This is a genomic window from Musicola paradisiaca NCPPB 2511 (assembly GCF_000400505.1).
Taxonomy (GTDB): Bacteria; Pseudomonadota; Gammaproteobacteria; order Enterobacterales; family Enterobacteriaceae; genus Musicola; species Musicola paradisiaca.
Genome location: NZ_CM001857.1, coordinates 3,721,766 through 3,748,675 on the forward strand (window position 1 = coordinate 3,721,766; position 26,910 = coordinate 3,748,675).

Consider the following 26,910-nt stretch of genomic DNA (forward strand, 5'->3'; position numbering starts at 1 on the left):
CCATGAGTGAACCTCTGCTGCAACTACGCCAGCTGCATCGCAGCTTCCAGAATGGCGAACAACGGGTTGATGTACTGAAAGACATCAACCTGACGATCCGGCACGGCGAGATGGTGGCTATCGTTGGGGCGTCCGGTTCGGGTAAATCCACCCTGATGAACATCCTCGGTTGTCTCGACAAACCGACCGCCGGCGATTATCAGGTGGCGGGCACCTCGGTGCTGACGCTGGACAGCGATCGGCTGGCGGCATTACGGCGCGAGCACTTCGGCTTCATTTTTCAGCGTTACCATCTGCTTAACGACCTGAGCGTGCGCGACAACGTCGAGATCCCGGCCATTTACGCCGGCGTAGCGCGTCATGAACGACAACAACGCGCCGGCGCTCTGCTCACTCGCCTGGGGCTGGCGGATAAGCTTGGCAACTCGCCCAACCAACTTTCCGGCGGCCAACAACAACGGGTCAGCATCGCTCGTGCACTGATGAACGGCGGGCAGGTGATCCTGGCGGACGAGCCCACCGGCGCGCTGGACAGCGCCAGCGGCCAGGAAGTGTTGTCGATCCTCCGGGAACTGCACCAGCAAGGCCACACCATCATTATCGTGACCCACGATATGCGTATCGCTCAGATGGCCGAGCGCATTATCGAAATCTGCGATGGAGAAATCATCGCCGATCGCCGGCTGGACGGCGATTCTCACGCCACATTACGTTCCTCATCCGCCGCCACCAACAGGCCGCTCACCGGTTGGTACGATCGCCTGCAAAACGCCTTCAAGATGGCGTTGCGGGCCATGAATGCCCAACGGATGCGCACCTTCCTCACCATGCTGGGGATCATTATCGGCATCGCTTCGGTGGTATCGGTCGTGGCACTGGGCAAAGGCTCCCAGCAACAAGTGTTGGAGCATATCAACGCCATGGGAACCAGTACGCTGGAGATCTTCCCCGGCAAAGGGTTCGGCGATATGCGTTCCGGCGCAATCCAGACCTTGCGCATCAACGATCTGCGCCCACTGGAACAGCAACCCTATATCCACAGCGTGACCCCGACGGTGTCGACCTCGATCACGCTGCGCTACGCCAACAAAGCGGTATCCGCCAGCGTCAACGGCGTCGGCGAACAGTTTTTTACCGTGCGCGGTTACACACTGACGACCGGCAACCGTTTTACTGCGCTTAGCGTCGAGCGTCTGGCGCAGGAAGCGGTCATCGATCAAAACACGCGCGACAAGCTGTTCCCGCATGGCGAAAACCCGCTGGGACAGGTGATCTTCCTCGGCACGTTGCCCTGCCGCATCATCGGCGTAGCCACCAAGACCCAATCGGGGTTCGGCAGCGATGAGAATCTCAACATCTGGCTGCCTTACACCACGGTAATGCGCAGGATGGTCGGCCAATCGTACCTGCGTAGTATTACCGTGCGGGTCAAGGACAACGTCGATCTGAGCGTGGCGGAACAGGGCATTACCCAGGTGCTGACCCGTCAACACGGTAGCCAGGACTTCTTCGTCATGAACACCGACAGTATCCGGCAAACCATCCAGAAGACGACCGCCACCATGACGCTATTGGTTTCCGCCATCGCGCTGATTTCGTTGATTGTCGGCGGTATTGGCGTCATGAACATCATGCTGGTATCGGTGACGGAGCGTACCCGAGAGATTGGCGTGCGGATGGCGGTCGGGGCCAGAACCGGCGATATCATGCAACAGTTTCTGATTGAGGCGGTGCTGGTATGCCTGTGCGGCGGGGTGATCGGCGTGATCCTGGCGTTACTGGCCGGCACCGTCGCCAGCCATCTGAGCAGTGTCACCATGATCTATTCAGCCACGTCGATGGTGGTGGCGTTTGTGTGTTCCAGCCTGATTGGCGTGATATTCGGCTTTTTCCCGGCGCGCCGCGCCGCGCAGTTGCAACCGATCCACGCGCTGGAGCGGGAATAATCTGAAGAACAGGCCCGCCGTGATGCGGCGCCCGTCCTGATATCAGCCGAAAACACCGGTGGAAAGATAACGGTCGCCGCGATCGCAAATCACCGTTACCACCAGGCTGTCAGGCGCCTGCGCCGCAACGCGCAACGCGCCCGCCACCGCGCCGCCGGAGCTGACGCCGCAGAAAATGCCCTCGACCGTCGCCAGTTTCCGCATGGTGTCTTCCGCTTCCTGTTGGGAGATATCCAGAATGCAGTCCACCAGCTGCGGCTGGAAAATACCGGGCATGTACGCCGGCGACCAGCGACGAATCCCCGGAATATGGCTGCCCTCCTGAGGCTGCAACCCAACGGTACAGATACTTTCCCGCTGGCTTTTCAGATAACGGCTGACACCGGTAATGGTACCCGTCGTCCCCATGCTAGAGACGAAATGGGTGATGCGCCCTGCGGTCTGACGCCAGATTTCCGGGCCGGTAGAGGTAAAATGCGCCAGCGGATTATCGGGATTATTGAACTGATCCAGCAGCTTGCCCTCGCCCGCCTCCGCCATGTGCCGGGCCAGGTCACGCGCCCCCTCCATACCGAGCTGCCGGCTGACCAGTATCAGATCGGCGCCGTAGGCACGCATGGCGGCCTGGCGCTCCATGCTCATGTTTTCCGGCATCAGCAGCCGCAGGCGATACCCTTTCATGGCCGCCACCATAGCCAGCGCAATTCCGGTATTGCCGCTGGTTGCTTCGATCAGCGTATCGCCCGGTGCAATCTCCCCGCGTCGTTCCGCCTGCTGAATCATGGACAACGCGGCGCGATCTTTCACTGACCCCGCCGGGTTGTTTCCTTCCAGCTTCAGCCAGACTTCGCCGCCGTTCGCCGTCGTCAGCCGCTGTAATTTCACCAGCGGCGTATTGCCGACACATTGTTCAAGCGTGGTCACTCAACCTCCCCGGCACCGACGGCAAACGCGCCTGACGCCAAAAAACAGGCACCGCCAAAGCAGTGCCTGTAGAAACTCATCAAAGTAAGGTGATGTTATAGCGACAATAAGCGGTCAAGAGAAGGGGCAAAGAAGTAACTGCCGCTCACCGCGCGGGTAAAACGCAACATGTCGTCGCGCTTGCCGTCGCGATCGCCGAACATACTCATCAGTTGCTGCTCGATATTATGCAGGCGGGCGCAGTAGGCGACGAAATACAACCCGTGTTTACCGCTGGCGGTGCCATACGGCAGGCTCTGGCGCAAAATCTTCAGCCCTTTGCCGTCTTCCTTCAGATCGACCCGGCTTAAATGCGATGTCACCGGGCGCTGCTCGGGCGACAACTCTTCATTATCCTGCTTGGTTCGACCAATCATCTGTTCCTGCTGTTCCACGCTCATACGTTGCAGCTGACGCAGGTTATGTTCCCAACGCTGCACGAATACGTAGCTGCCGCCCGCGCCCGGCTGGGAATCCGGAATTATCGCGACGTCGCGACGGGCGTCGCCCTGCGGGTTTTCCGTGCCGTCGACGAAACCGCTCAGGTCACGATCTTCCACCCAACGGAAACCGTGGGTTTCCTCTTCGATGTTGATGGTATTGCCGAAAGCGGCCAGCAACGCCTGCGCCAGTGAAAAGTTCACATCATGCCGCAGTGACTGGATATGAATCAGCATATCGCGCTGAGTCGACGGGGCCAGCCCATTGCCGAGCGGCATAAACGGTTTCAGTTCGACCGCGCTGTTATCGCAATCCAGCTCGCGCCACACGTCGTAGCCAAAGGCAATGACCGCGCCCAGACCGGCATCGGGAAAGCGCTGTTGCAGTTCGGTCAGCGCCTGACAGAATTTCCGGCACCCCTGGCGGATGGCATCAAATTCACCCTGTACCATCGCCTCCATAAAAATGGCAAAACGGCGATGCTCCAGCAAAATACCGCTTTGAATTTGTGTCATCTCTTGCGTCCTCACGTTATCCGGTGCTTTTCCGGCATCTGATATGCCCGGTGCAGCTATCATAGCGAATCTACAGCAAATTTTACTTTGCTTAAACGCAAAATGTCCCACTGGAAAATGTAACTGTGTCTGGCTACTAGGCCTATCAAGGCTTATAAATCGTATTGATCAACCAGTAGAGCAGGCTGGCGACCAGCAGCGAAGTGAACGCCGGCACGCCCCATGACATGGTGGCGCCGACGGTGCTGCCGACCAGGCTCGCCGCTATCGCCGGCCATCCGATGTACGGTGTCTGCGCGTTATTCGGCAACTCGCCGCGTTTCCGGCTCAGAAACAGCACGACCCGATGCGTTTTCAACACATAGTAATCCACCAGCATGACGCCGATGATGGGAGGGAACAACACGCCGAGCAGCGTCAAAAAATCCACGAAACGATCCAGAATGCCGATGACGGACAGCAGTGTCCCCAATAATCCAATCAACAGGGTTATCGAACGATAATTCAATTTTCTGCCGGTAATGCCTTCGACCGCATTGGCGATACCGAGCGCGGAAGAGTAAAGATTGATGTCGTTGATGCGCAATGTGGAGAAAATGACGACCGCCAGCCCGACGCCGCCCGCACTCTGCGCCATGATAGTCACCACATCCGCCGTGTTTAACGCTCTGGCAATCACTATCGCCAACCCGTTGACGATAAATTCACCGACAACGATCGACATCAGCGTCATCCAGAACACATGCTTTCCTGTTCTGGAGTAGCGCGTCATATCCGGGGTAATCAGGCTGGCGACGATGCAACCGCCGACAACCATGGTCGCGCCGGCGCTGATCGTCACCGGCTCGCCAGAGCTGCCTGCGTTTATCAGCTCGCGGATATCGTGCCCCATCAGGGTCATGACGGAAATATAACCCACGATGCAGATAAACAGCGGCACCGCAATTTTCGCCGTGTACTTCAACGCACGAAAACCAAAAGCCACCAACAGCGTTAGCGCCGTCCCGGAAATTGCCGCCGACCAGCCGAACCCTAATCGATCGTTCAAGGCAAAATTGAGCGATCGAGCGAATACGGCATTCTGCACGCCGAACCAGCCCAATAAACTGACCGCGATAATCGCGCCGATGAAAACAGATCCCAAACGGCCGAACCCACACCATCGGGCCAGCAAACTACCGGATAATCCCTCCTGCATCCCGGCGTAGCCCAGCCCTACCGTGACGACGCCAAAGATGGCGCTGCCGATAATAATCGCCAGCATGGCATCACCTAACGACATGGAATGCCCCAGCACCGCCCCGAGCATAAATTGATCCAATGCGGTCAGCATGCCGATATGCACCAGCGCAACGTTGAAAAAAGGCAAACGAACGCTCAGCGGTACACGGCTGACCGGGTAATCACTGATATTTTCCATTTCGAAGCACTCCTATAGTTTTATAGAAAAAAACACCCTTTGTAATTAAAGAATGAGGAATATAATTATCTAAATGATTAGTTCTACAATACTCTTCAAACTGACTAATAGAATGAACGCCAGACTTTTGGTATATATTAAATATTCTATTCTCTATGGTCTTATATGATATATTAAATTGACGAGCGATCTCCTTACTAGAAAACCGTCGAAGCATCAAAAACATAGTATCTAATTCAGATCTAGTAAAAACATCCGTCTCTCCAGTAGTTTTAAGCACTGTAGGTTTCTTTCTATCCACATAAATTAATGGTGATAATGTACTCAATGGTTTAGCATTCCAAATAACACCGATACATTTTTTATTTTTATCAAAAACAGGAATTTTCTCACTAATAAAAGGGGTAAGTTCTTTTTTTCCATACCAATAATGAGTTTCTATAACACTAATACGTTGCTCACTACACTCCGTTCTTTTGTCATGTTCAACAAAATCATCAGATAGCTCAGACCACTCAGCAGGAAATTCTTCATCAAGCCTATGTACGATATTAAAACTCTTCGGAGTATTAGTATAAAGACGAGCAGCTTCATTCATGTAAATATGACGAGAGTAAACATCTTTTATCCCCCATGGTTCATCCAAACCAGACAAGAAAGTAATAAGGCTATCAATATAGTCACTTACAATACCCGATGTTAATTCCATCTCGTCATCCCTTACTTATCCATGATATTAAAGATGTTTAGATAAATAATGCCTTGTGTATTTATGAGCATAATCAGCTAAAGCACCATACTCCGCATAGCCTAATTGCTCATAGAATGTTTTAGCTTGAAAGCTAAACGTATCAACATAGGCCATATGACAATTACGGGCCACCGCTTCTTCTTCAGCCTGTTTCATCAAGCTAGAGCCAAGCCCTCTTTTTCGGTATTGTTCATTAACCCATAGATATTGAATCTCAAGCCCACCCCACCAAGTTCTTGCAACAAGTCCTGCTACGATTTTATCGTCATCCTTTATAGTGACAAACAAAGGATGAATATCTACATGTTCATACTGTTCATTATGTTTCCATAGACTATCAATTACATACTCTTCATCCAAGCTACTTGGCTTATCAGTAATATTGCATCTAATCGACATATTTACATCCCTCATGAAAACCTCTGATATAAATCCAAATACACAAATGAAATAAAATTTCAAGAGTATTAATCACTCATTGAAGTAACAAATTCTTTGTTTATTCTTAACGTAAAAACGCAGTTTACATCTCTAATTTCGATAAAATAGCAACACTAGGGAATTAATTCAAAGATAAATACCACACGTATTTATTTCATGCAATATCATTAAAAATAATTAGCATCATAACAATCAGATTGGATATTTCATTGAATTAAAAATATTATTGTATTAATAATTACACAGGGTGTGCATACTAATTTAAATAGAAACAATCACTACTACAATCGTAAAAATGGAGATATTCACTATGTATTCAGGGAAAGTCGATTGGCATTCGGCCGATATTATCGCCGCATTAAAAAAGAAAGGGACGTCGCTTTCCGCAGTATCGAGGGAGGCCGGGTTGAGCTCATCGACATTAGCGAATGCACTCTATCGGCCATGGCCCAAAGGAGAATGGTTGATAGCTCAGGCGTTAGGTGTTAATCCGGCGGAAATATGGCCGAGCCGTTATTATGATCCGAAAACCAATACAGTCATTGATCGACAGAAATTAATGAGATCCACAGTGACCGAGTAACGTTGACACAGAATAAACGCTATCGCTCGCGCCGCACATCAACGCTATTTTTTACACGCAAGGATGATATCGGCTGTATATAAATATCGTTTCGCCACTCTATTTATACCCGTCATACCTCAGGTTACAGATGTGCTGGATTTGCTCGCTCACCCTAATCGCTTACTTGAGTCAACGCCTGGTAATCCGCTGACGTCGCACGGCACAAGGCGCTGAATGCGTTTTGTCCTAAAGGGTTAACGCCTGGCGTTGTTCAACACGCCAGCCGGTTGCCCTGCAATTCGAGTGAGTTAAAGTGTACATCGTCAGTAAATAATCTTTCCCGACGATATATTCCTCATAACACCAATTAACTACGCGCCTGCGCGTGCCAGATAATTTTGCTGACGCGCCAGCTTTTCAGAATGTCGTCAGATGGCATCAACCCTTCAGGGCCATTCCAATTACCGGAAAACAGATAGCTGACATTCTTACCCTGGGGGGCGACGCATTCCACGCTGTGCGCATCATTCCCTTCGCCAGGACGGCAAGATTCAAACGCCTTCGTATAAAGTGTAGAGAACGCATCGCCGATTCTTACCCCCCAGGCGCTGGCGATATCCTTATCCATCACTTCAACGGTGTTAACCTGGCCTTTGGGGCTACCGCTGATAACCAACTTAACGCTGTTGTCTTTCAACGCTTCATAAAACGCTACCAGCTTGCCGCCATGCGATTCCATACCGCTGCGCAGGCGATAATCATTATTTAACGCCTTACTCAATTCAGGCTCCAACAGGATTGTCGTCGATGTGATACCGCCAACGCCGCTGTCGGAAACGGATAAATGGCCGCCAAACCAATTGAACGGCGACAGGCTGGACCAGGAAAAACCGGAAAACGTGCTACAGCCGGCCAGCAATAACGGCGCGGCCATCAGCAATGGGCGAATCATTCTCACAATCAACTCCTCAACATAAAACCACGCTTGCGCCGAACAAGCGAAAACTGATCCTACCCACGGAACGTGGACACAGTCCCAAGCGAGGCTCTGGTCTGCAAACTATTCAGGGCGAAGACCACCACAGCCACGGTGACGACGACAGCGATTGTAATCGCATTCGATATAATTAAACACCGTCGTTCGCATGATCGGTAAGTGGCAAGATAGTTGGCATTGATTAAAAGCCGGTTAATGTTAAATCTCACTTCTGTATCAATAAAATTATTCAACCTTTTCATTGAGTTTAGATGTTATATGAAAGTCATTTTCTGGTTACATATAACCTTATTTTTCATCTATTCTCTGATGATTTATTTTGTATTCCGTGTATTTCAACCCTGTGGAACGGTAAGCGCTGTCCAAACCTATCGCCGGTTGGACAAAATCATGCCGATAATATTGCGCCTTCCTTGGCGCGTTATAATGTTCATTACTGAGCATTGCTTTAGAGGAGTAACGTTCTGTATTGTTCAAAACAAATACATTTTGTCTTTAACCTCGAATGAATTAGGACAAAATCCATATTGTGTAGGTCGTCTAGGAACTATAAATAAACTAAGGTTATTATTTTATTGATATTCAATATATATATTTCTTCTTTCCTCATGGTTTTTAATATTTAATTTTTGATATCTTTATATGCCTGGTGATAAATGATTTAAATCAACTGATTGCGTTGATTTTTGTTGTGTGGTTTTCATATCCATGCTTTACTTTGAAGTGTTCACTTGAGTGGTTGATAAATTTTATTAGCCTGTTTTTTATTATTACCACGTTATCGACTTAAGAGAGTATTTTCTGTTTCACTTACTCTTTTGTGTTACTCATATACTGTTTTATCAATATACCCGAAATAATTCGAGTTTCAGGAAAGCGATAAGGGAAATCATCCCAACAGGCTGACTACGGTCAGCGATTCGGGTGATTGAGTGAAGCCAACGCACATGCAACTTGATGTATTACGGATATAAAATGGTGATATTAGGTTAAGGTGTATCATGTCTTCTCTCAATGGAGTTAATTCCCCTCGAGTTTATTTCGATGAAGTAATGCTATTTGTCGATTCTTGTTTTCAGCATGATGACGGAAAGTTAGTTGTTTATCTTGAGGCTGGTCATTATAACCATCGATTCGGTGTCGATGATTTTTCGTTAAATACGCTTAATGATGCGGTTGAGTTTGGTTATCAACTTATCAAAAAATATCAGAAAAATGTCAAACTGGTTTATGGCATTCTCATTGATGATCTCGGTATGGCTTGTTCTGACCACAGTTGTACCTTAACACCTGCATCTGAACCTTCACAGGAAAAGGGAGGTGCCGATCTTCCTGATGAAATCGACATATTTATTGCCGCTAACCCACTTATAAAACGCGATAAATTAATGATTTTTTCTGAACGCACCAGTAAAAATCGTGCAATTGAGAGTATTAAGAAAAAAATAAAACAGGGTTCAGAAGGCTTAATGATTAATGACGACGAAGCAGGAAGTGAAATAAAAATAGCGCTGGGTAAAGAGACGCCTTTTTTGTTTGCAAGGCGTCAAGGTGAAGTATTCACGGCGAAGTGTCCAGCAATAATATCACAACATTATAAAGACGTTGTGATGAAGTTAAAGCAGCGCTTCTTTGAATCAAATAACTTTATTATTATCGACTGGTCTGAGATTTCAGATCGAACTAAAGTCATTCAAGGAAAATCTGCGCTGCCCATTATTCAGGATGATGATTTAGTTAATCTGACTATTGTTAACGTGTTCTTTGGTGATGATGAGGGGCAGATAGTCGATGTTAAATGCACTCTCCCACAGAATCATCATTGCGCAGAGACTGTGATGAATTAAAGATTATAATAATATAGGATCAACGAACATGATTTACCTGGACAATAATGCCACCACGGTCATGGCACCAGAAGTCCGTGAAACCGTTATTCATTGTTTTGATGAATATTTCGCGAATTCGTCTTCTATCAGTCATTATGAAGGTATACGCGCTAATGACTATCTGGAAGAGTGTCGGGCTGTTGTGGCGCAATTAATTGATGCAGATGTACAGCATATTTCTTTTAATTCCGGCGCTTCTGAAGCTAATAATACGGTGATCAAAGCGGTTGCTGACTACTATTCATCCCAGGGTAGCGTTCATATTATTACCAGCGCTATTGAGCATAAATGCTTACTGAATGTCTGTCAGTACCTCAGCCGGTACGGTATTGATATTACTTATCTTCCTGTCGATTATCTGGGGAAGGTCTGTCTGACATCGTTGCAGGCCGCGATACGCCCTGATACCCGTTTGATTTCAATTATGGCCGCGAATAACGAAACCGGTGTTTTGCAACCATTGGATGAAATTAGCGCTATTGCACATCAGCATAATATTTTGTTCCATACCGATGCGGCGCAATGGGTAGGCAAACTGCCATTTTCGGTGACACGGTTCAGGCCAGATTTCGTTAGCATCTCAGCGCATAAATTTCATGGGCCAAAAGGTATTGGCGCATTGTATTGCGCCTGCCCGGAAATGATACGTCACTCACCGCTCATCCACGGTGGTGGTCAAGAGTCGGGGCTGCGCAGTGGTACAGTCAATCTGCCTGGCGTTGCCGGAATGGCTAAGGCTGCCGAACTGTTTATTGCCTCTCATCAGCAGCGAGTGGCTAGCCAGCAAAAGATGAAGCAGTATTTTATTGATCGCTTACTGACGCATATTCCCGACGCCAGAATTAATGGCTGTCGCCAGCAAAGTTTGCCTAATACGGTGAACTTTTCTTTACCAGGAATCAAAGCCAGCACGTTATTGAAAAAACTCAAAATGAAGGTCGCACTCAGTAGTGCTTCAGCGTGTCATTCAGCAGAGCAAAAACCAAGCCACGTTCTGGGTGCCATGGGGCTCGACGATGCGGCACTTCAGGGCGCTATCCGGTTAAGCCTGAGTTATACCACTGAGATCGCGGCGTTGGACTCCGCATTGGAACAACTGATCTCCTGTGCACAGAGATTGAGAGGATAGTATGGGAGAAATACTACGCCAACGCCGGGTTGCCGAGTTGTGGTTGGCCGGTGTGGCCGCGGGTTGGGGCATCGGTTTTCCTGCAATGAAGCAGGCGGTTAATGAGCATTCGGTGTTGATGGTATTGGGGCTGCGCTTTGTGCTCTCCGCATTTCTGCTACTGCCGTTCAGCGCCAGAAGGCTGCGCAATATGTCAATGAAAACACTGTCGGCAGGTATCGTGCTGGGCCTGTTGCTTGGCGCGGCGTTTGTTTTTCTTATTTTTGGGTTACAGCTCACCACAGCTTCAAACACGGGGTTCCTTGCTGGGCTGAGTGTGATATGGGTACTGCTGCTTTCCGGGCCGTTGGCAGGTAAATTACCCTCGTTTGAAGCGGCGCTTGCCACGCTATTTGGCCTCGTTGGCCTGTATTTAATGTCGGATATTCACGGCTGGCAACTACAGTGGGGCGACACCTTAGTGGTGATTGGTTCGGTGTTCACTGCCATACATATCATGGCTCTCGATAAGTTAAGTGCGCACCATGACAATATGACTCTGGCGTTTTTACAGATCGCTACCATCGCAATCGTTATCATGGTTATTCAGTCTTCCAAGGGGGACGCCGTATTACCGGCGATGTGGGACAGTAGTCTGGTGCTTGCTGTCTTGGTTACGGCGATCTTCTCGACGGTGATGGCCTTCTGGGTGCAGACCCGTTATCAGCGTTATACCACACCGACTCGTGCGATTCTGATTTACAACCTTGAACCCGTATTCTCGGCGCTGTTTGCCGTTTGGCTATTGCGTGAAACGTTATCGGCGAATATTTTGCTGGGCGGGGGCCTGATCCTGCTGGGCATGTGCCTGCCGGGTGTGATAACCACCTTCACCCAGCGCTATCGCAAAGAGAAGAATATTGCGATAAGCGACTAATTGAGCCCATGACGTTGGGGTGTGACGCATTAACCGGCCGGTGTGGTATTACGGTGATGTGATGACGGCAAGCAACTGAACCGACGATATCGCCGAATAAATCACTTTCCGTAGCGAATCGTCTGTCGGGCATGCCTTAGGTTTCTTTATCGCCTGCCAACTCATCTTGTTCAGGGCAGCCCAGCCAGCAGAAAGTGCCCTCACTCATCATGAAAATATCATCATGAAAAGCCGGCCTAATATTCCTGATCTTCAATCAGGCGTTTACCCAGCGTGATGCTGTCCACCACGTCGTAATTCAATTTCTCATACATGCCGATCACTGCCGTATTGCTCTGACGCACCATCAGGTGAATTTTCGGGCAACCGCGCGCAATCAGCTTCTTTTCCAGCCGGCTGATCAGCGCATTGGCAATGCCTCGACCGCGAAAATCTGGGTGTACGCCCAGATAGTAGGCCGATCCCCGGTGGCCGTCGTACCCCCCCATCACCGAGCCGACGATCTCCCCACCGACTTCCGCTACCAAAAACAGATCCGGATCGTGATTGAGTTTGCGCTCAATATCCATTTCTGGGTCGTTCCAGGGACGCAACAAATCGCAACGATCCCAAAGGGTGATCACTTCTTCAAAGTCATCTTGCCTGAATACGCGGATTTCCATCGCCGATCGCCATGTTGAGTAAATAAGGTTATTCCTGATTATCGCGTGATTCGTTGCAGACGCAATCTCAAATTCACCGGTTTCCACCGCAATGTCAGGTAACACCGTTGACATCCCCAACGGATAAATTTCGTTATACTGATGCCTCCATTCAGCACATAAACAATGACTACCATGAATTCACCTGACATCGACGCGATCAAACATTTTCTACTGACGTTGCAGGACAGCATTTGCCGGCAGTTAGAACAGGTCGACGGCAATGCCGTTTTCCAGGAAGATGCCTGGCAGCACGCCTCCGGCGGCGGCGGACGCAGCCGGGTTCTGCGGCAAGGAACGGTGTTTGAACAGGCCGGCGTCAATTTTTCTCACGTCTCGGGCGCCGCACTACCGCCCTCGGCCAGTATGCATCGCCCTGAATTGGCGGGGCGTCGTTTTCAGGCCATGGGCGTTTCGTTGGTTATCCACCCCCTGAATCCATATGTGCCGACCAGCCACGCCAATGTGCGTTTTTTTATTGCCGAGAAAGATGGCGAGCCGCCGGTGTGGTGGTTTGGCGGCGGTTTTGATCTCACGCCATTCTATGGATTTAAAGAAGACGCCATTCACTGGCATCAGACTGCGTTCGCGCTGTGCCGTCCTTTCGGCGACGATGTTTATCCCCGTTATAAAAAATGGTGCGACGACTACTTTTTCCTGAAGCATCGGGGCGAGGCGCGCGGCATCGGCGGGTTATTTTTTGACGACCTGAACGCGCCGGACTTCGACACCAGTTTCGCCTTCATGCGCGCCGTGGGCGAAGGTTTTCTGCACGCTTACCTGCCCATCGTCAACCGTCGTAAGCCGCTGGCATGGGGCGATCGCGAGCGCCAGTTTCAGCTCTATCGTCGCGGCCGCTATGTGGAATTCAACCTGGTCTGGGATCGCGGCACGCTGTTCGGCCTGCAAAGCGGGGGACGCACCGAGTCGATTTTGATGTCTATGCCGCCGTTGGTGCGCTGGGAGTACCAATACCAGCCGGAAGCCGACAGCCCGGAAGCAGCGCTATACCGCGACTTTTTACCCGCGCGCGACTGGCTATCCACTGAGGGAGAAGAGTGATGCCGAGTATCTGGGTCGACGCTGATGCATGCCCCAACGTTATCAAGGAAGTGCTGTTCCGCGCAGCGGAACGGACATCCACCCAGTTGACGTTGGTCGCCAACCAACCCCTGAAGGTACCGCCCTCCAGATTTATCGCTACCTTGCAGGTTGCGGCCGGTTTCGATGTGGCCGACAACGAAATCGTCCGCCGTGCAGAACCCGGCGATCTGGTGATTACCGCCGACATTCCTCTGGCCGCCGCGGTCATCGAAAAGCACGCCGTGGCGCTTAATCCGCGCGGCGAACGCTATACGCCGGATACCATTCGTGAACGGCTGACGATGCGCGATTTTATGGATACATTGCGCGCCAGCGGAATTCAGACTGGCGGCCCGGCCGCGTTAAACCAGCGCGACCGTCAGCAGTTCGCCAATCAACTGGATAAATGGCTGCAACAACAAGCGTAAAAAAAACCGGCAGATCACTCTGCCGGTTCTGACGACCGACACACCTGTCAGCCTTCATCAAACAGTGATAATGCCATGGGAGAGTAAAGCGTTCGCGCCAGGGGCGGCGCGGTTCGCGCTGACAGGGGGTATCGACGCCATCCCCCCTCCCACGACCTGCAACTAAAAAGGTTTCAACCGGCCATACATGCCGGATTACAGCGGTTCGGTCTGCGCCTCGACCACCGCCAGCGCCACCATGTTGACAATACGCCGTACCGAGGCAATCGGCGTCAGGATATGAACCGGCTTGGCAATTCCCATCAGTACCGGCCCGACAGTGACGCCTTCAGCAGAGGATACGCGCAACAGGTTGTAGCTGATACGCGCCGATTCCATGTTCGGCATAATCAGAATATTGGCGGCGCCTTTCAGCGGGCTATCCGGCATCTGTTCGCGACGAATCGCTTCCACCAGCGCGGCATCGCCATGCATTTCGCCGTCTATTTGTAATTCCGGCGCCGACTGGTTCACCAGCGTCAGCGTGGCGCGCATTTTTTGTGCGCTCGGCGAGTCTGACGTACCAAAACTGGAGTGGGACAACAGCGCCACTTTCGGTTCAATACCAAAACGACGCACGGTATGCGCCGCCATCAGCACGATCTCGGCCAGTTGCTCCGGCGTCGGATCCGCATTGACGTAAGTATCGGCAATAAAGGTATTACCGCTTGGCAACAACAGCGCGTTCATAGCGCCGGCGACCTGCACACCATCACGATAACCGAAGACTTTTTCCACCACGCCGAAATGTTCTTCATAGTTGCCGACAGTGCCGCAAATCAGCGCATCCGCCTCACCGCGGTGAACCATGATTGCGCCTATCAACGTCAGATTGGCGCGCATTTCGCGCTGCGCCTGTTCCTGAGATACGCCGCGACGTTTCATGATCTCGAAATATTCCGTCCAGTAGGCTTTAAAACGCGGATCCGATTCGTTATTAACCACCTCGAAATCTTTACCGATGCTGATCTGCAATCCCAATTTTTGAATGCGCTTCTCAATCACGCTCGGCCGGCCAATCAACACCGGGAATGCCAGCCCCAGCGATACCAACTCCTGTGTGGCATGCAGCACGCGCGGATCTTCCCCTTCCGCCAGCACCACACGTTTCGGCTCGGTACGTGCCTGGGAGAAAACCGGCTTCATGAACAGATTGGTTTTATAAACAAACTGCGTCAGCTTCTCGGTGTAATCATCTAAATTTTCGATTGGGCGCGTCGCAACGCCAGAATCCATCGCCGCTTTGGCCACCGCAGGCGCAATCTTGATGATCAACCGAGGATCAAACGGTTTAGGGATCAGATACTCCGGCCCGAAAGAGAGATCCTGATCGCCATAGGCGGATGCCACGACGTCGCTTTGTTCCGCTAGCGCCAAATCGGCAATGGCGTGCACGCAAGCCAGTTTCATCTCTTCGTTGATGGTGGTGGCGCCCACATCCAGCGCGCCGCGGAAAATGAAGGGGAAACACAATACGTTGTTGACCTGATTCGGATAATCGGAACGACCGGTGCACACAATCGCATCCGGACGCACCGCTTTCACCAATGGCGGCAGAATTTCAGGCTCCGGGTTGGCTAGCGCCATAATCAGCGGATGCGGCGCCATGGTTTTCACCATCTCCTGAGTCAGTACGCCCGGCCCGGAACAGCCCAGAAAAATATCCGCGTCAGGAATCACTTCCGCCAGCGAGCGACGACCATCATCGTCAATGGCGTAGACCGCCTTGGTTTCCGCCATATTGGCCTCACGGCCTTTATAAATGACGCCGCGGGAATCGCACACCACGATGTTTTCCCGTTTCAGGCCCAAAGCCACCAACAAATTCAGACAGGCGATCGACGCCGCACCAGCACCAGACACCACCAGGCGCACATCGCCAATCTGTTTTTCCACCACGCGCAAACCATTCAACACCGCAGCGGTACAAATAATGGCGGTACCGTGCTGGTCATCGTGGAACACCGGAATTTTCATGCGTTCACGCAATTTCTGTTCGATATAAAAGCACTCCGGCGCCTTGATATCCTCCAGATTGATCCCACCGAAAGTCGGCTCCAGCGCGGCGATCACATCAATCAGCTTGTCCGGATCCTGCTCATCAACCTCAATGTCGAATACATCGACGCCGGAAAATTTCTTGAACAGTACGCCTTTGCCTTCCATTACCGGTTTACCGGCCAGCGCGCCGATATTCCCCAGCCCAAGTACCGCCGTACCGTTGGAAATGACCGCTACCAGATTTCCCCGGGCGGTATATTTATACGCCGCCAGCGGATCCTCGGCGATTTCCAAACAAGGCGCCGCTACGCCTGGAGAATATGCCAGCGCGAGATCACGCTGCGTTGCCAGCGGTTTGGTTGGAGATACCTGGATCTTTCCCGGCACCGGATATTGATGAAAATCCAGCGCGCTTTGTTTCAGTTGTTCATCCATCGCGTATTACCTTGTCTCTGTTTTGTTGTGTAGGGTAGACCGCTCATTCAGGCCGGGCCCGCCATGATTTGCCTGCACGATGAACCATGGCGGACTCAACTCAAATGTTTGCTTTTTGTTGATTTAGGGAGAATTACAGAATCTTAAGCCGAAAACTGTTTAATATCGTTACGTAACAAGTCTTAAAACAGCCAGTAACTCTTAACTTAATGAATTATAAAAGATAATAAAAAATGAATAATGACCAGAGAGAATATGGTTCGCAAAAAAATAGCAGTAACACTTGAGTTAAAGTCCATGGCAAATATGCTGCTGGCACGGCTAAGCCTCTTTCTAGGCTCTGAGCCTTATATTAGCAAATAAACCGATGCCCCGCCCCGTACCCCAACGATATTTATAAAAAACGAGCAACCTGTCACTGTTGCTCATTCATTATTTTTACCAAATATATCAATCAATTACTCAAACCATCCTTGTATCCTGGCATGCTGCAACAGCATAATGGTTTTCCCATCGCGAATCCGACCGTCGCCAACCATCCTCATGGCTTCGATAAAGGGTATCTCCAGCACTTCAATATCCTCGTCCTCTATGCCGCCACCATCATTTTCCCGCTGCAAATCGTCATACTCCGCCGCAAAGAAATGGATCAACTCCGTCACACCACCGGGGGACATATAGGCCTCAAACAGCTTTTCCACTTTACCGATCGTATAGCCGGTTTCCTCAATAGCTTCATTGCGAATACACTGTTCCGGACTCTGGTTATCCAACAACCCCGCGCACGCCTCCAGCAACATACCGCTTTCATTACCATTCAGATAAGTCGGCATACGGAATTGGCGAGTCAACACCACTGTTCCCCGGGCTCGGTTGTATAACAGAATGGTCGCACCATTTCCCCGATCATAAACTTCACGCATCTGGCGTACAGTTCCACCCGTTTTTCTTTTTAGATCAAATACATATTTATGAAGAACAAACCAGTGATCCGATAACAGCTTCTTTTCAATAATTTTGATAGGTGACAACATGATCGAACCCTGCGTGATGAATAAACAACGTCAAATAATAGGGTGGGGTCGAAGGGAATGCACGAAATAGCGGATAGATATGCGGCAAAAGCCGGGAAGGCACTACCTTCCCAGCAGAGTATCCACCAACAGATAAAGATTGAGGGCGATAACTACGCAGACAATGATTCTGCCAATATTCTGCACCAAACGGCTGTTCACCAGCCCCCCCATCAGTTCACGATTGCCGGTAAACGCTAACAACGGGATTAGCGCCAGCGCAATACCGAAGCTCAGAAGAACCTGACTCAGTACCAGAACTCGCGTCGGATCCATTCCAAACATAATCACGATGAATGAAGGCAGCATAGTGACAATGCGACGTACCCATAACGGAATGCTGAACCGGACAAATCCCTGCATCACTACCTGGCCGGCCAACGTTCCTACCACGGTGGAGGAAAGACCGGCGACAACCAGGCTCAATCCGAACATAGTAGCGGCAGCCTGGCCAAGCAGAGGTTTCAACGTCAGATAGGCTTGTTCAAGCTCGGCAACAGAAGCATTACCGCTAAAATGGAACGCCGCGGCGGCGGTCGCCATCATCGCCAGGTTGACAAAGCCGGCGATTGTCATCGCCACAGCCACATCGACTTTAGTGGCTGCATAACGCTCCGCATGCGTATCGCTGCTTTTTTGCTGTGTTAACGACGAATGCAGGTAGATAACGTGAGGCATAATAGTTGCCCCCAACACCCCCGCCGCCAGCATTACAGCATCGGACGACGGCAGATTGGGGATCGCCATTCCTTTCGCTAACGGCGCCAATTGCGGGCTGGAGAAAATCAGTTCGACGATATACGCCGCCGCGACAAACATCAGCAACCCGCCGATCACCATCTCGAGAGGCTTCTGGCCGCGTTGTTGCAGCGTGAGGATGAGAAAGGTTGCAATACCGGTCAGAATCGCGCCTTCCAGCAGCGAAATACCCAGCAATAATTTGAACCCCACCGCAGCGCCGATAAACTCCGCCAGATCGGTCGCCATGGCGATGATCTCTGCCTGAACCCAGTAAAACCAGACTGCAGGGCGAGGAAAACGATCTCGGATGTGTTCCGCCAGGTTTTTCCCGGTAGCGATACCGAGCTTGGCGGAAAGCAACTGAATGAGCATAGCCATTAAATTCGCCCAAACGACAACCCACAGCAACTGGTAGCCATAAGCAGCACCAGATTGAATATTGGTGGCGAAATTACCGGGATCGATATAACCGATCGCCGCGATAAAGGCCGGCCCCATCAATGAAAGCTTAAGCTTTCTCGATGTACGGCTGACTGATTCCACTACACGACTCCCCGGCATATAAGTAACCCTTCTAACACTGATATTTTGCTACTCTCACAAAAATGATAATGATTATCAAGTGCATTTAGAGTGGTAAAAATGATTATTTCGATAGGCAAAGACGATGAAGCACGTATCCAATAAATGTATAACTTTTATTGCTCAGACATTAACAAAATATAAACAAAAAAAGCAACCAATCCCTGATGACGTTAACGAAACATTCAATATGTTACCAAAATGATATTTTTCATTATATATCAATGAAATAAAAATATTAGAAACCTGCAGTGGGGCCAGAAAACGCTTGAAGGGAAGAAACAATGCAAGAAAAAGAAACAACATGAGGGGGAAAAGACCTCCGGAACTGGTCAAACGAGTTCCGGAGAGAAAGTCAGATGAGATTATTCTTTAGCTTTTGAAACGGCGACCATCGCCGGGCGTAGCAGCCGACCGTTCAGCGTATACCCTTTTTGCATCACCAACATGACATGGTTCGGCTGATGTTCAGCCGATTCCATCATGGTCATCGCCTGATGCACTTCCGGATTAAACGGTACGTTTACATCGGCGACAACCTCAATGCCAAATTTGCGAACAGCAGACAGCATCGACTTCAATGTCAGCTCCACGCCTTCGATCGTGGATGCCTGCGCCTCGCTGGATTTGTCGGCCATTTCCAACGCACGTTCCAGATTATCAATCACCGGCAACATTTCTCCGGCAAATTTCTCCAACGCAAACTTATGCGCCTTCTCAACATCCAGTTCAGAACGGCGACGAACGTTTTCCATTTCAGCACGAACACGCAGTACGGTTTCACGCTCACGTTGCTGAACTTCATCCAGTTGCGCTTCCAGTTCGGCGATACGCTCATCACGCGAGTCAGCCACTTCCGTCGTCTCTGGCATCGTATCCGTTTGCTGGCTTTGTGCCGTATCCTTCTGATCCAAGACTTGCTCGTCAGGCGACTTCTGTTCTTTACTACTCATGAAATTCTCCGCGGTTTTCGCATTCATCTCGCTAGTTCGCTTATTATGGGGATCAAAACCGGGGTTTCAAGGGAACTACTCACATATTGTTGGCCCGAAAACAGGGAGCGGCAGGCGTTCCCGTAAAGGATGAACCATCCCAATGAACAGAGCGTTTAACTGCATCGGTATCGTCGGCCATCCGCGCCATCCCACAGCACTGACTACTCACGAAATGCTGTACCACTGGCTGAGCGCCAAAGGTTACGACGTTATTGTTGACGAACAGGTCGCACAGGAGCTTAAGCTTCAGGGGGCCATGACCGGAAATCTGTCCGAGATAGGCCAGCAGGCCGATCTTGCTGTGGTCGTTGGCGGAGACGGCAATATGCTGGGCGCAGCGCGCGTGCTTTCCCGCCACAATATCAGCGTCATCGGTGTCAATCGCGGCAACCTCGGTTTTCTTACCGATCTTGACCCCGACCATACTCAACAGCAACTTAGCGACGTGCTGGACGGCCGCTATCTCTGTGAGAGCCGATTCATGCTGGAAGCTGAAATCTGCCGATCAAACCACCCCAACAGTAGCAGTACCGCCATTAACGAGGTGGTTTTGCATCCTGGTAAAGTGGCGCACATGATTGAATTCGAAGTCTATATAGACGATCGATTCGCTTTTTCTCAGCGATCCGACGGGCTGATCATTTCGACGCCAACGGGTTCCACCGCCTACTCGCTATCCGGTGGCGGCCCGATTCTGACTCCATCGCTGGATGCCATCGCGCTGGTTCCGATGTTTCCCCATACGTTGTCATCCAGACCCTTGGTGATTAACAGCAGCAGTACCATTCGTCTCAAATTCTCTCATATCACCCAAGATCTTGAACTCAGTTGCGATAGCCAGATCGCCCTGCCGATTCAGGAAGGTGAAGAGGTTCTGATCCGTCGCAGCGAACATCATTTGAACTTGATACACCCAGAAAATTATAATTATTTCAATACATTGAGTAGCAAACTGGGCTGGTCGAAAAAATTATTCTGAAAACGGTTCATCCTACTTTACTGTATAAAAAACCAGTTTATACTGTATGCAACAACAGGTGTTGTTACATACAGGATACAATCATGCTGGCGCAACTCACTATCAGTAACTTCGCGATCGTTCGCGAACTGGAAATCGATTTTCAGACAGGTATGAGCGTAATTACCGGCGAGACCGGTGCAGGGAAATCTATCGCTATCGACGCACTGGGGCTTTGCCTCGGAAACCGATCCGACGCCAGCATGATTCGCCCAGGCGCTGCCAGAGCGGACATCTGTGCCCGCTTTGCTCTTTCGGACACACCTGCCGCACTGAAATGGCTGGAGCACAATCAGTTGGATGACAACAACGAATGCCTGCTCAGAAGAGTCATCAGCGCCGATGGACGTTCCCGCGCATTCATCAACGGCACCGCCGTCCCGCTTTCGCAATTGCGGGAATTGGGGCAACACCTGATCCAGGTGCACGGCCAACACGCCCACCAACAGTTGCTCAAACCCGATCATCAGCGTCAACTGCTCGACGCCTATGCCGACGATCCTCAATTGCTGTCCGCTATGCGTCAAATCTGGCAGCAATGGCACCAGAGCTGCCGGGAGCTGGCCCAGCATCAACAATCCATGTTCGAACGCGAAGCCCGCCGGGAACTGCTGCAATATCAGCTAAAAGAACTCAATGAATTTGCTCCACAAATCGGCGAATACGAACAAATTGATATCGAGTACAAGCGGTTAGCCAATAGCGGGCAACTGATGTCGCTCAGCCAACAAGCCCTGCAGATACTGAGTGGAAATGAAGACCAGAACATACTCGGCATGTTGCATAGTGCAAGCCATCAGCTATCTGAGTTGATCAGTATGGATAACCAACTTTCAGGCGTGTTCTCCCTTCTTGAAGAGGCCAGCATCCAGATCAGCGAAGCCAGCGACGAATTGAGACATTACTGCGATAGAATGGATCTCGATCCCAATCGGCTTTATGAACTTGAACAACGCCTGTCCCGCCAGATGTCGCTGGCACGGAAACATCACGTCCAGCCGGAAGAATTGCCCTCATTCCATCAACAACTGTTACAGGAACAGGAGCTGCTGGAACAACAGGAAAATGATCACGAATCATTAAGTCAGACCGTACAGGAATATTACCAACAGGCACTGCATATGGCTGAGCAGCTCCACCAGCGCCGCAGCCAATGCGCCAACGAGCTGGCGCAGCAGATTACGGAAAATATGCATGAACTGGCCATGCCGCATGGTCAATTCGCCATTGAAGTGGTCTTTACTCCGGAATCGCTTACCGCCAATGGCGCCGATCAGATCGAATTTTGTGTAACGACCAACCCAGGCCAACCGCATCAGTCCCTTGCCAAAGTTGCCTCTGGTGGCGAGCTGTCACGTATTGCATTAATTATCCAGGTTATTACTGCCCAAAAAATGGATACACCCGCACTGATCTTCGACGAAGTAGATGTAGGCATCAGCGGACCAACTGCGGCGATTGTGGGTAGGATGCTGCGTCAATTAGGTCAATCAACCCAGGTAATGTGTGTAACTCATTTACCGCAGGTTGCCGGTTGCGGCCATCACCACTATTTCGTCAGCAAACATACAGACGGCGCGATGACTGAGACACTCATGCAATCTCTGGATAAAAAGGCGCGTTTGCAAGAATTAGCCAGACTACTGGGAGGTTCTGCTGTAACCAAAAACACGCTGGCCAACGCGAAAGAATTACTAGCCGCATAATCAGGATTCAACTTTTTCGGGTTCACGGGGTCTTACGGATATCTTGCAGGTTTTCAAGTCAGGCAAGGTCTATTATCATCTGCAACCTATGCCCTTAAGGAATGTAATCACTATGCGCTGTAAAACGCTGACTGCCGTCGCCACGGTAGTAGTTGTTATGTTAACCGCTGGCTGCTCTATGTTCGAACGTATAGTTTATCGGCCGGACATCAATCAGGGGAACTACCTGGCGTCAGCTGACGTTGCCAAAATTCATAATGGAATGACTAAACAACAGGTTGCCTACACACTGGGCACCCCGATGTTGCAGGATCCATTCGGGACTGACACCTGGTTCTATGTTTTCCGTCAACAACCAGGCCACGATGCCGTCAAACAGCAAACGCTGACTCTGACCTTCAACAGTCAGGGCGTTTTGACCAATATTGATAACAAGCCAGCATTACAATAAGACTGAATGAAATAGCACTTTCGTCCCGGCTGATGGACAAAAAATAAGGCACATTACCGTGCCTTATTTTTTGAACGCTCCGCTCGTTGACGACGTAGTTCTTTCGGGTCAGCCAATAATGGTCGATAAATCTCAACACGATCACCATCGCGCAATACATCGCCCAATTTGGCTGGCCGACTGAAAATACCGATCTTATTGATATTAAGATCAATTTCAGGCCACAGCGCCAACACCCCAGAATTTCTGATAGCTAATTCTACCGAACTTCCCTCTTCCAAAGTCAGGGATCGCAAATACTGACGTTCCGGCAGAGCATAAACCACTTCAACATGGATTTCAGACACTATAAACCTCTTTAGCTCTCTGAGTGAACGCCTGAACCATATTGTTGGCTAATTCCTTGAATACTTTACCAAATGCAAGCTCAATCAGGACGCTCTTGAATTCGAAATCAAGATGCAATTCAACCTTGCAGGCCTGGTCTCCAAGAGGAATAAAACGCCAGTCTCCCGTCAACTGACGAAACGGACCATCAACCAATTGCATAGAAATACACTGGTTATTAGTCAATGCATTACGAGTCGTAAACGTCTTGCTGATCCCAGCTTTGGAAACATCAACTGCGGCTGTCATTTCTTCTGAAGAAGAAGAAAGAACGCGACTACCGACACATCCTGGCAAGAACTTCGGATAAGAGGGAACGTCATTGACTAATTTATACATCTGCTCCGCACTGAAGGGGACCAATGCTGAACGACTTATTTTGGGCATACCATTTTCCGTGAGTCATAAATCGCGCAAAATAATAGCACTATTGAGTAGCCAGACAAAAATTCTGCGAAGAACATCGCATCGATTCATTCAGAATGCGGCCGTATCATGACAGGGATTTCATTCACCGCAGCAACCAGTATAATGACGGCACTATGACAAAGAAAAAAGCATATAAACCCGGCTCTGCCACCATTGCACTCAATAAGCGTGCCCGCCACGAATACTTCATAGAAGAAGAATTTGAGGCGGGCTTGTCCCTACAGGGGTGGGAAGTCAAATCCCTGCGAGCAGGCAAAGCCAATATCAGTGACAGTTATGTCATGCTGCGCGATGGCGAAGCCTATCTATTTGGTGCAACATTCACACCGTTGCATGTAGCCTCCAGCCACGTAATCTGTGATCCAACACGTACACGTAAGCTCCTGCTAAACCAGCGTGAATTAGACTCACTGTACGGTAGAGTCAACCGTGAAGGTTATACAGTCGTCGCATTATCACTGTATTGGAAAAACGCCTGGTGCAAGGTCAAGATTGGCGTAGCCAAAGGGAAGAAAGAACACGACAAACGGGACGATATCAAAGAACGTGAATGGAAGTTGGATAAAGCGCGCATAATGAAAAACGCCGCCCGCTAACGGTAGATTAGCGATCCATATCTCTGTTATAATAGCGAAATATCTTGGGGCTGATTCTGGATTCGACGGGATTCGCGAAACCCAAGGTGCATGCCGAGGGGCGGTTGGCCTCGTAAAAAGCCGCAAAAAAATAGTCGCAAACGACGAAACTTACGCAGTAGCAGCTTAATAACCTGCTTACAGCCCTCTCTCCCTAGCCTCCGCTCTTAGGACGGGGATCAAGAGAGGTCAAACCTAAAAGAGATCGCGTGGATGCCTTGCCTGGGGTTGAAGCGTTAAATCTAATCAGGCTAGTTTGTTAGTGGCGTGTCTGTCCGCAGCTGGCAAGCGAATGTAAAGACCAGACTAAGCATGTAGTACCGACGGTGTAGGAATTTCGGACGCGGGTTCAACTCCCGCCAGCTCCACCACTTTTTGTTCTATAGAACGCCAATGAAGTCCACTAAGCCCGCATGGCACAAGCCCTGCGGGCTTTTTTACGTCTATTAGGCGCTGTGGTGATCTTGTGGCTTCCACAACTTTTAGGTACCTTCTTAGGTACCCGAAAGGCAGGTACCCATCCAGCGGGTACCTAAATGATGGAGGTACCTATGGCACGGTTAACAAAACCCCTCACCGATACGGAGATCAAAGCCGCCAAACCACAGGAAGCGGATTACACACTGCATGACGGCGACGGTCTGCAACTGCTAATCAAAAGCAGCGGCAGGAAAGTCTGGCAAATGCGCTACTACCGGCCTTTAACCAAAAAGCGCGTAAAACTGACTTTTGGCCCTTATCCCGAAGTCACTCTGGCCGACGCACGGCAACGCCGGACAGCGGCCCGCGCCCTGCTGGTAAAAGATATTGACCCTTATGAACACCAGCTTTCATTGCGCAAGCAAGCGCTGGAAACCCAATCCAACACCTTTAAGGTCGTTGCCGAACGCTGGCTACAGTTAAAAAAGAGCAGCGTCACCGCCGACTACGCCTCCGATATCCGGCGCTCCCTCGAAAAGGATATCTTTCCCGCCATCGGCGATATCAGCATCACGGATATCAAAGCGCGCACGCTGGTGCAGGCTATTCAGCCGGTACAGGCCAGAGGCGCGCTGGAAACGGTAAGGCGGTTATGCCAGCGGATTAACGAAGTGATGATCTATGCCATGAACGTTGGCCTGATCGATGCGGCTCCCAGCGTCAATATCAGCAAGGCGTTCGAGAAACCGCAGAAAAAGCACATGCCCAGTATCCGCCCGGATCAACTACCGCAACTGATGCAAACGATGCGGCTGGCAAATATCGAGTTACCGACCTGCTGTCTGTTTATGTGGCAGCTTCTCACCCTCACCCGCCCTGTCGAAGCCGCTGAGACGCGCTGGCAAGAGATCGATCTGGATGCTAAAGAATGGCGCATTCCGGCCGAACGCATGAAAATGAAGCGGGTACATATCGTTCCGCTGTCAGAACAAGCACTGGCTATTCTGGAACTTATGCGGCCTTTAAGCAGCCATCGGGAATATGTTTTCCCCAGCCGCATTAAGCCGTTACAGCCAATGAATAGCCAGACGGTCAACGCCGCGCTGAAACGCGCTGGATTAGGCGGCATTCTGGTATCACACGGCATGCGCTCAATCGCCAGCACCGCGCTCAATGAGCAAGGCTTTCCGCCCGATGTCATCGAAGCCGCCCTCGCCCACGTAGATAAAAATGAAGTACGCCGGGCCTATAACCGCAGCGACTATCTGGAACAACGTCGCCCCATGATGCAATGGTGGGCTGACTTTGTGAAAGCGGCGGACAACGGCAGCGTGCTGGAAGGCGGGATCCGAGGACTCAAAGCGATTGGGTGATTATATTAGGCCGTGTTTTCTCTCCCGCCTCACACCATAAGCAAGTGATGGTGTGAGGCGGGAGACGCGTTATTTTTCTTTGCGGCGGGAACGTTCAAGATACAAATTCAGCACATCTTCTGCGAATTCATCGTCAACAATGTAAAAGTAGCACTCCGGCACATTGAGTACGCGGGCAAATTCGCAGGCCAATTCAAACGTGGGTTTATGCGTGCCATTTTCATAATGAGACAGACGCGAATAGGCGGTAGCCTCTTCGATACCAGCCAGTACGCCGAGCTTCTCCTGCGTAAGATTCGCTCTTAATCTGGCCGCTTTCAAACGCTTAGGAATCATTCAGTTATTACCGGCAGTTAATGTATTGCGGTAATCTTTAGCATTCCTCAATATGGATTTTCTTTAGAGTTTATAAAGATGGCGACGCGCTTAGTATGCACCCA

The 26,910-nt window shown here is 50.3% G+C and carries 26 protein-coding genes and 1 other RNA gene; 13 read left to right on the plus strand and 14 right to left on the minus strand.

What is annotated here, in order from left to right; translation table 11 throughout:
- Positions 1–2 precede the first annotated feature (2 nt).
- Entirely contained in the window at positions 3–1,946 is a 1,944-nt protein-coding gene (locus DPA2511_RS16400) for a MacB family efflux pump subunit (protein WP_015854862.1), read from the plus strand.
- 42 nt (positions 1,947–1,988) lie between these two features.
- Here DPA2511_RS16400 and cysM read toward each other — a convergent pair whose 3' ends face one another.
- The 5 genes from cysM to DPA2511_RS16425 form a co-directional block, all read right to left on the minus strand.
- Complete coding sequence (gene cysM / locus DPA2511_RS16405) at positions 1,989–2,870, minus strand: cysteine synthase CysM (protein ID WP_015854863.1); 882 nt, start codon at positions 2,868–2,870, stop codon at positions 1,989–1,991.
- 95 nt (positions 2,871–2,965) lie between these two features.
- Positions 2,966–3,865 (minus strand): Dyp-type peroxidase, encoded by a 900-nt coding sequence (locus DPA2511_RS16410; protein ID WP_015854864.1) that lies wholly within the window; start codon positions 3,863–3,865, stop codon positions 2,966–2,968.
- 145 nt (positions 3,866–4,010) lie between these two features.
- Positions 4,011–5,285, minus strand: coding sequence for a purine-cytosine permease family protein (locus DPA2511_RS16415; protein WP_015854865.1), 1,275 nt, complete (start codon positions 5,283–5,285; stop codon positions 4,011–4,013).
- On the minus strand, positions 5,269–5,994 hold the full coding sequence (locus DPA2511_RS22010; protein WP_023638450.1) for a helix-turn-helix transcriptional regulator: 726 nt from the start codon (positions 5,992–5,994) through the stop codon (positions 5,269–5,271). The genes DPA2511_RS16415 and DPA2511_RS22010 overlap by 17 nt, the downstream gene beginning before the upstream one ends.
- 27 nt (positions 5,995–6,021) lie before the next feature.
- Positions 6,022–6,429 (minus strand): GNAT family N-acetyltransferase, encoded by a 408-nt coding sequence (locus DPA2511_RS16425; RefSeq protein ID WP_023638451.1) that lies wholly within the window; start codon positions 6,427–6,429, stop codon positions 6,022–6,024.
- 358 nt (positions 6,430–6,787) lie between these two features.
- On the opposite strand from DPA2511_RS16425, the gene DPA2511_RS22985 reads away from it, so the two are divergent.
- Positions 6,788–7,060, plus strand: coding sequence for a helix-turn-helix domain-containing protein (locus DPA2511_RS22985; protein WP_015854868.1), 273 nt, complete (start codon positions 6,788–6,790; stop codon positions 7,058–7,060).
- A 349-nt stretch (positions 7,061–7,409) separates the two neighbouring features.
- On the opposite strand, the gene DPA2511_RS16430 is transcribed toward DPA2511_RS22985, so the two are convergent.
- Complete coding sequence (locus DPA2511_RS16430; RefSeq protein ID WP_015854869.1) at positions 7,410–7,994, minus strand: RpoE-regulated lipoprotein; 585 nt, start codon at positions 7,992–7,994, stop codon at positions 7,410–7,412.
- A gap of 1,046 nt (positions 7,995–9,040) precedes the next feature.
- Here DPA2511_RS16430 and DPA2511_RS22475 point away from each other — a divergent pair.
- From DPA2511_RS22475 to DPA2511_RS16445, 3 genes are read left to right on the plus strand one after another with little or no spacing between them, the layout of a single operon-like run.
- Positions 9,041–9,886, plus strand: coding sequence for a hypothetical protein (locus tag DPA2511_RS22475; RefSeq protein WP_015854870.1), 846 nt, complete (start codon positions 9,041–9,043; stop codon positions 9,884–9,886).
- 28 nt (positions 9,887–9,914) lie between these two features.
- Positions 9,915–11,057, plus strand: coding sequence for a cysteine desulfurase family protein (locus tag DPA2511_RS22020; RefSeq protein ID WP_015854871.1), 1,143 nt, complete (start codon positions 9,915–9,917; stop codon positions 11,055–11,057).
- Between the two features lies 1 nt (position 11,058).
- Positions 11,059–11,973: a DMT family transporter gene (locus tag DPA2511_RS16445; RefSeq protein ID WP_015854872.1), complete on the plus strand. Its 915-nt coding sequence runs from the start codon at positions 11,059–11,061 to the stop codon at positions 11,971–11,973.
- A 236-nt stretch (positions 11,974–12,209) separates the two neighbouring features.
- On the opposite strand, the gene DPA2511_RS16450 is transcribed toward DPA2511_RS16445, so the two are convergent.
- Positions 12,210–12,635: a GNAT family acetyltransferase gene (locus DPA2511_RS16450; protein WP_015854873.1), complete on the minus strand. Its 426-nt coding sequence runs from the start codon at positions 12,633–12,635 to the stop codon at positions 12,210–12,212.
- Between the two features lie 174 nt (positions 12,636–12,809).
- On the opposite strand from DPA2511_RS16450, the gene hemF reads away from it, so the two are divergent.
- Both hemF and DPA2511_RS16460 read left to right on the plus strand, forming a co-directional pair.
- Positions 12,810–13,736, plus strand: a complete 927-nt coding sequence (gene hemF, locus DPA2511_RS16455) for an oxygen-dependent coproporphyrinogen oxidase (RefSeq protein ID WP_023638453.1) — start codon at positions 12,810–12,812, stop codon at positions 13,734–13,736.
- A complete protein-coding gene (locus DPA2511_RS16460) occupies positions 13,736–14,185 on the plus strand; it encodes a YaiI/YqxD family protein (protein ID WP_015854875.1) in 450 nt (149 codons plus the stop codon). The genes hemF and DPA2511_RS16460 overlap by 1 nt, the downstream gene beginning before the upstream one ends.
- A 195-nt stretch (positions 14,186–14,380) precedes the next feature.
- Here DPA2511_RS16460 and maeB read toward each other — a convergent pair whose 3' ends face one another.
- From maeB to grpE, 4 genes are all read right to left on the minus strand, one after another.
- Positions 14,381–16,660 carry an NADP-dependent oxaloacetate-decarboxylating malate dehydrogenase gene (gene maeB / locus DPA2511_RS16465; RefSeq protein WP_015854876.1) on the minus strand — a complete coding sequence of 760 codons (2,280 nt, stop codon included), beginning with the start codon at positions 16,658–16,660 and terminating at the stop codon, positions 14,381–14,383.
- A 458-nt stretch (positions 16,661–17,118) separates the two neighbouring features.
- A complete protein-coding gene (nudK, locus tag DPA2511_RS16470; protein ID WP_015854877.1) occupies positions 17,119–17,694 on the minus strand; it encodes a GDP-mannose pyrophosphatase NudK in 576 nt (191 codons plus the stop codon).
- Positions 17,695–17,796: 102 nt separating this feature from the next.
- Positions 17,797–19,035, minus strand: coding sequence for an Nramp family divalent metal transporter (locus tag DPA2511_RS16475; RefSeq protein WP_015854878.1), 1,239 nt, complete (start codon positions 19,033–19,035; stop codon positions 17,797–17,799).
- Positions 19,036–19,421: 386 nt separating this feature from the next.
- Positions 19,422–20,009: a nucleotide exchange factor GrpE gene (gene grpE / locus DPA2511_RS16480; RefSeq protein WP_015854879.1), complete on the minus strand. Its 588-nt coding sequence runs from the start codon at positions 20,007–20,009 to the stop codon at positions 19,422–19,424.
- A 142-nt stretch (positions 20,010–20,151) separates the two neighbouring features.
- Here grpE and nadK point away from each other — a divergent pair, with 142 nt between their 5' ends.
- The 3 genes from nadK (at position 20,152) to bamE (ending at position 23,226) form a co-directional block, all read left to right on the plus strand.
- Positions 20,152–21,030 carry an NAD(+) kinase gene (nadK, locus tag DPA2511_RS16485; protein WP_015854880.1) on the plus strand — a complete coding sequence of 293 codons (879 nt, stop codon included), beginning with the start codon at positions 20,152–20,154 and terminating at the stop codon, positions 21,028–21,030.
- 83 nt (positions 21,031–21,113) lie between these two features.
- Entirely contained in the window at positions 21,114–22,775 is a 1,662-nt protein-coding gene (gene recN / locus DPA2511_RS16490; RefSeq protein ID WP_015854881.1) for a DNA repair protein RecN, read from the plus strand.
- A 112-nt stretch (positions 22,776–22,887) separates the two neighbouring features.
- Complete coding sequence (bamE, locus tag DPA2511_RS16495; protein WP_015854882.1) at positions 22,888–23,226, plus strand: outer membrane protein assembly factor BamE; 339 nt, start codon at positions 22,888–22,890, stop codon at positions 23,224–23,226.
- A 53-nt stretch (positions 23,227–23,279) separates the two neighbouring features.
- Here bamE and DPA2511_RS16500 read toward each other — a convergent pair whose 3' ends face one another.
- A complete protein-coding gene (locus DPA2511_RS16500) occupies positions 23,280–23,573 on the minus strand; it encodes an RnfH family protein (protein ID WP_015854883.1) in 294 nt (97 codons plus the stop codon).
- The gene (locus tag DPA2511_RS16505) at positions 23,566–24,000 is read right to left on the minus strand and encodes a type II toxin-antitoxin system RatA family toxin (protein WP_015854884.1); all 435 of its coding nucleotides are present in this window, start codon (positions 23,998–24,000) and stop codon (positions 23,566–23,568) included. Before DPA2511_RS16505 ends, DPA2511_RS16500 begins: the two co-directional genes overlap by 8 nt.
- A gap of 155 nt (positions 24,001–24,155) precedes the next feature.
- On the opposite strand from DPA2511_RS16505, the gene smpB reads away from it, so the two are divergent.
- From smpB to DPA2511_RS16515, 3 genes are all read left to right on the plus strand, one after another.
- Positions 24,156–24,638, plus strand: a complete 483-nt coding sequence (gene smpB, locus DPA2511_RS16510; RefSeq protein ID WP_015854885.1) for an SsrA-binding protein SmpB — start codon at positions 24,156–24,158, stop codon at positions 24,636–24,638.
- Positions 24,639–24,684: 46 nt separating this feature from the next.
- Positions 24,685–25,048, plus strand: a transfer-messenger RNA (tmRNA) gene (ssrA, locus tag DPA2511_RS22995).
- A gap of 180 nt (positions 25,049–25,228) precedes the next feature.
- On the plus strand, positions 25,229–26,470 hold the full coding sequence (locus tag DPA2511_RS16515) for an integrase (RefSeq protein WP_015854886.1): 1,242 nt from the start codon (positions 25,229–25,231) through the stop codon (positions 26,468–26,470).
- A gap of 69 nt (positions 26,471–26,539) precedes the next feature.
- Here DPA2511_RS16515 and DPA2511_RS16520 read toward each other — a convergent pair whose 3' ends face one another.
- Positions 26,540–26,806 carry a helix-turn-helix transcriptional regulator gene (locus tag DPA2511_RS16520; RefSeq protein ID WP_015854887.1) on the minus strand — a complete coding sequence of 89 codons (267 nt, stop codon included), beginning with the start codon at positions 26,804–26,806 and terminating at the stop codon, positions 26,540–26,542.
- Between the last annotated feature and the right edge of the window lie 104 nt (positions 26,807–26,910).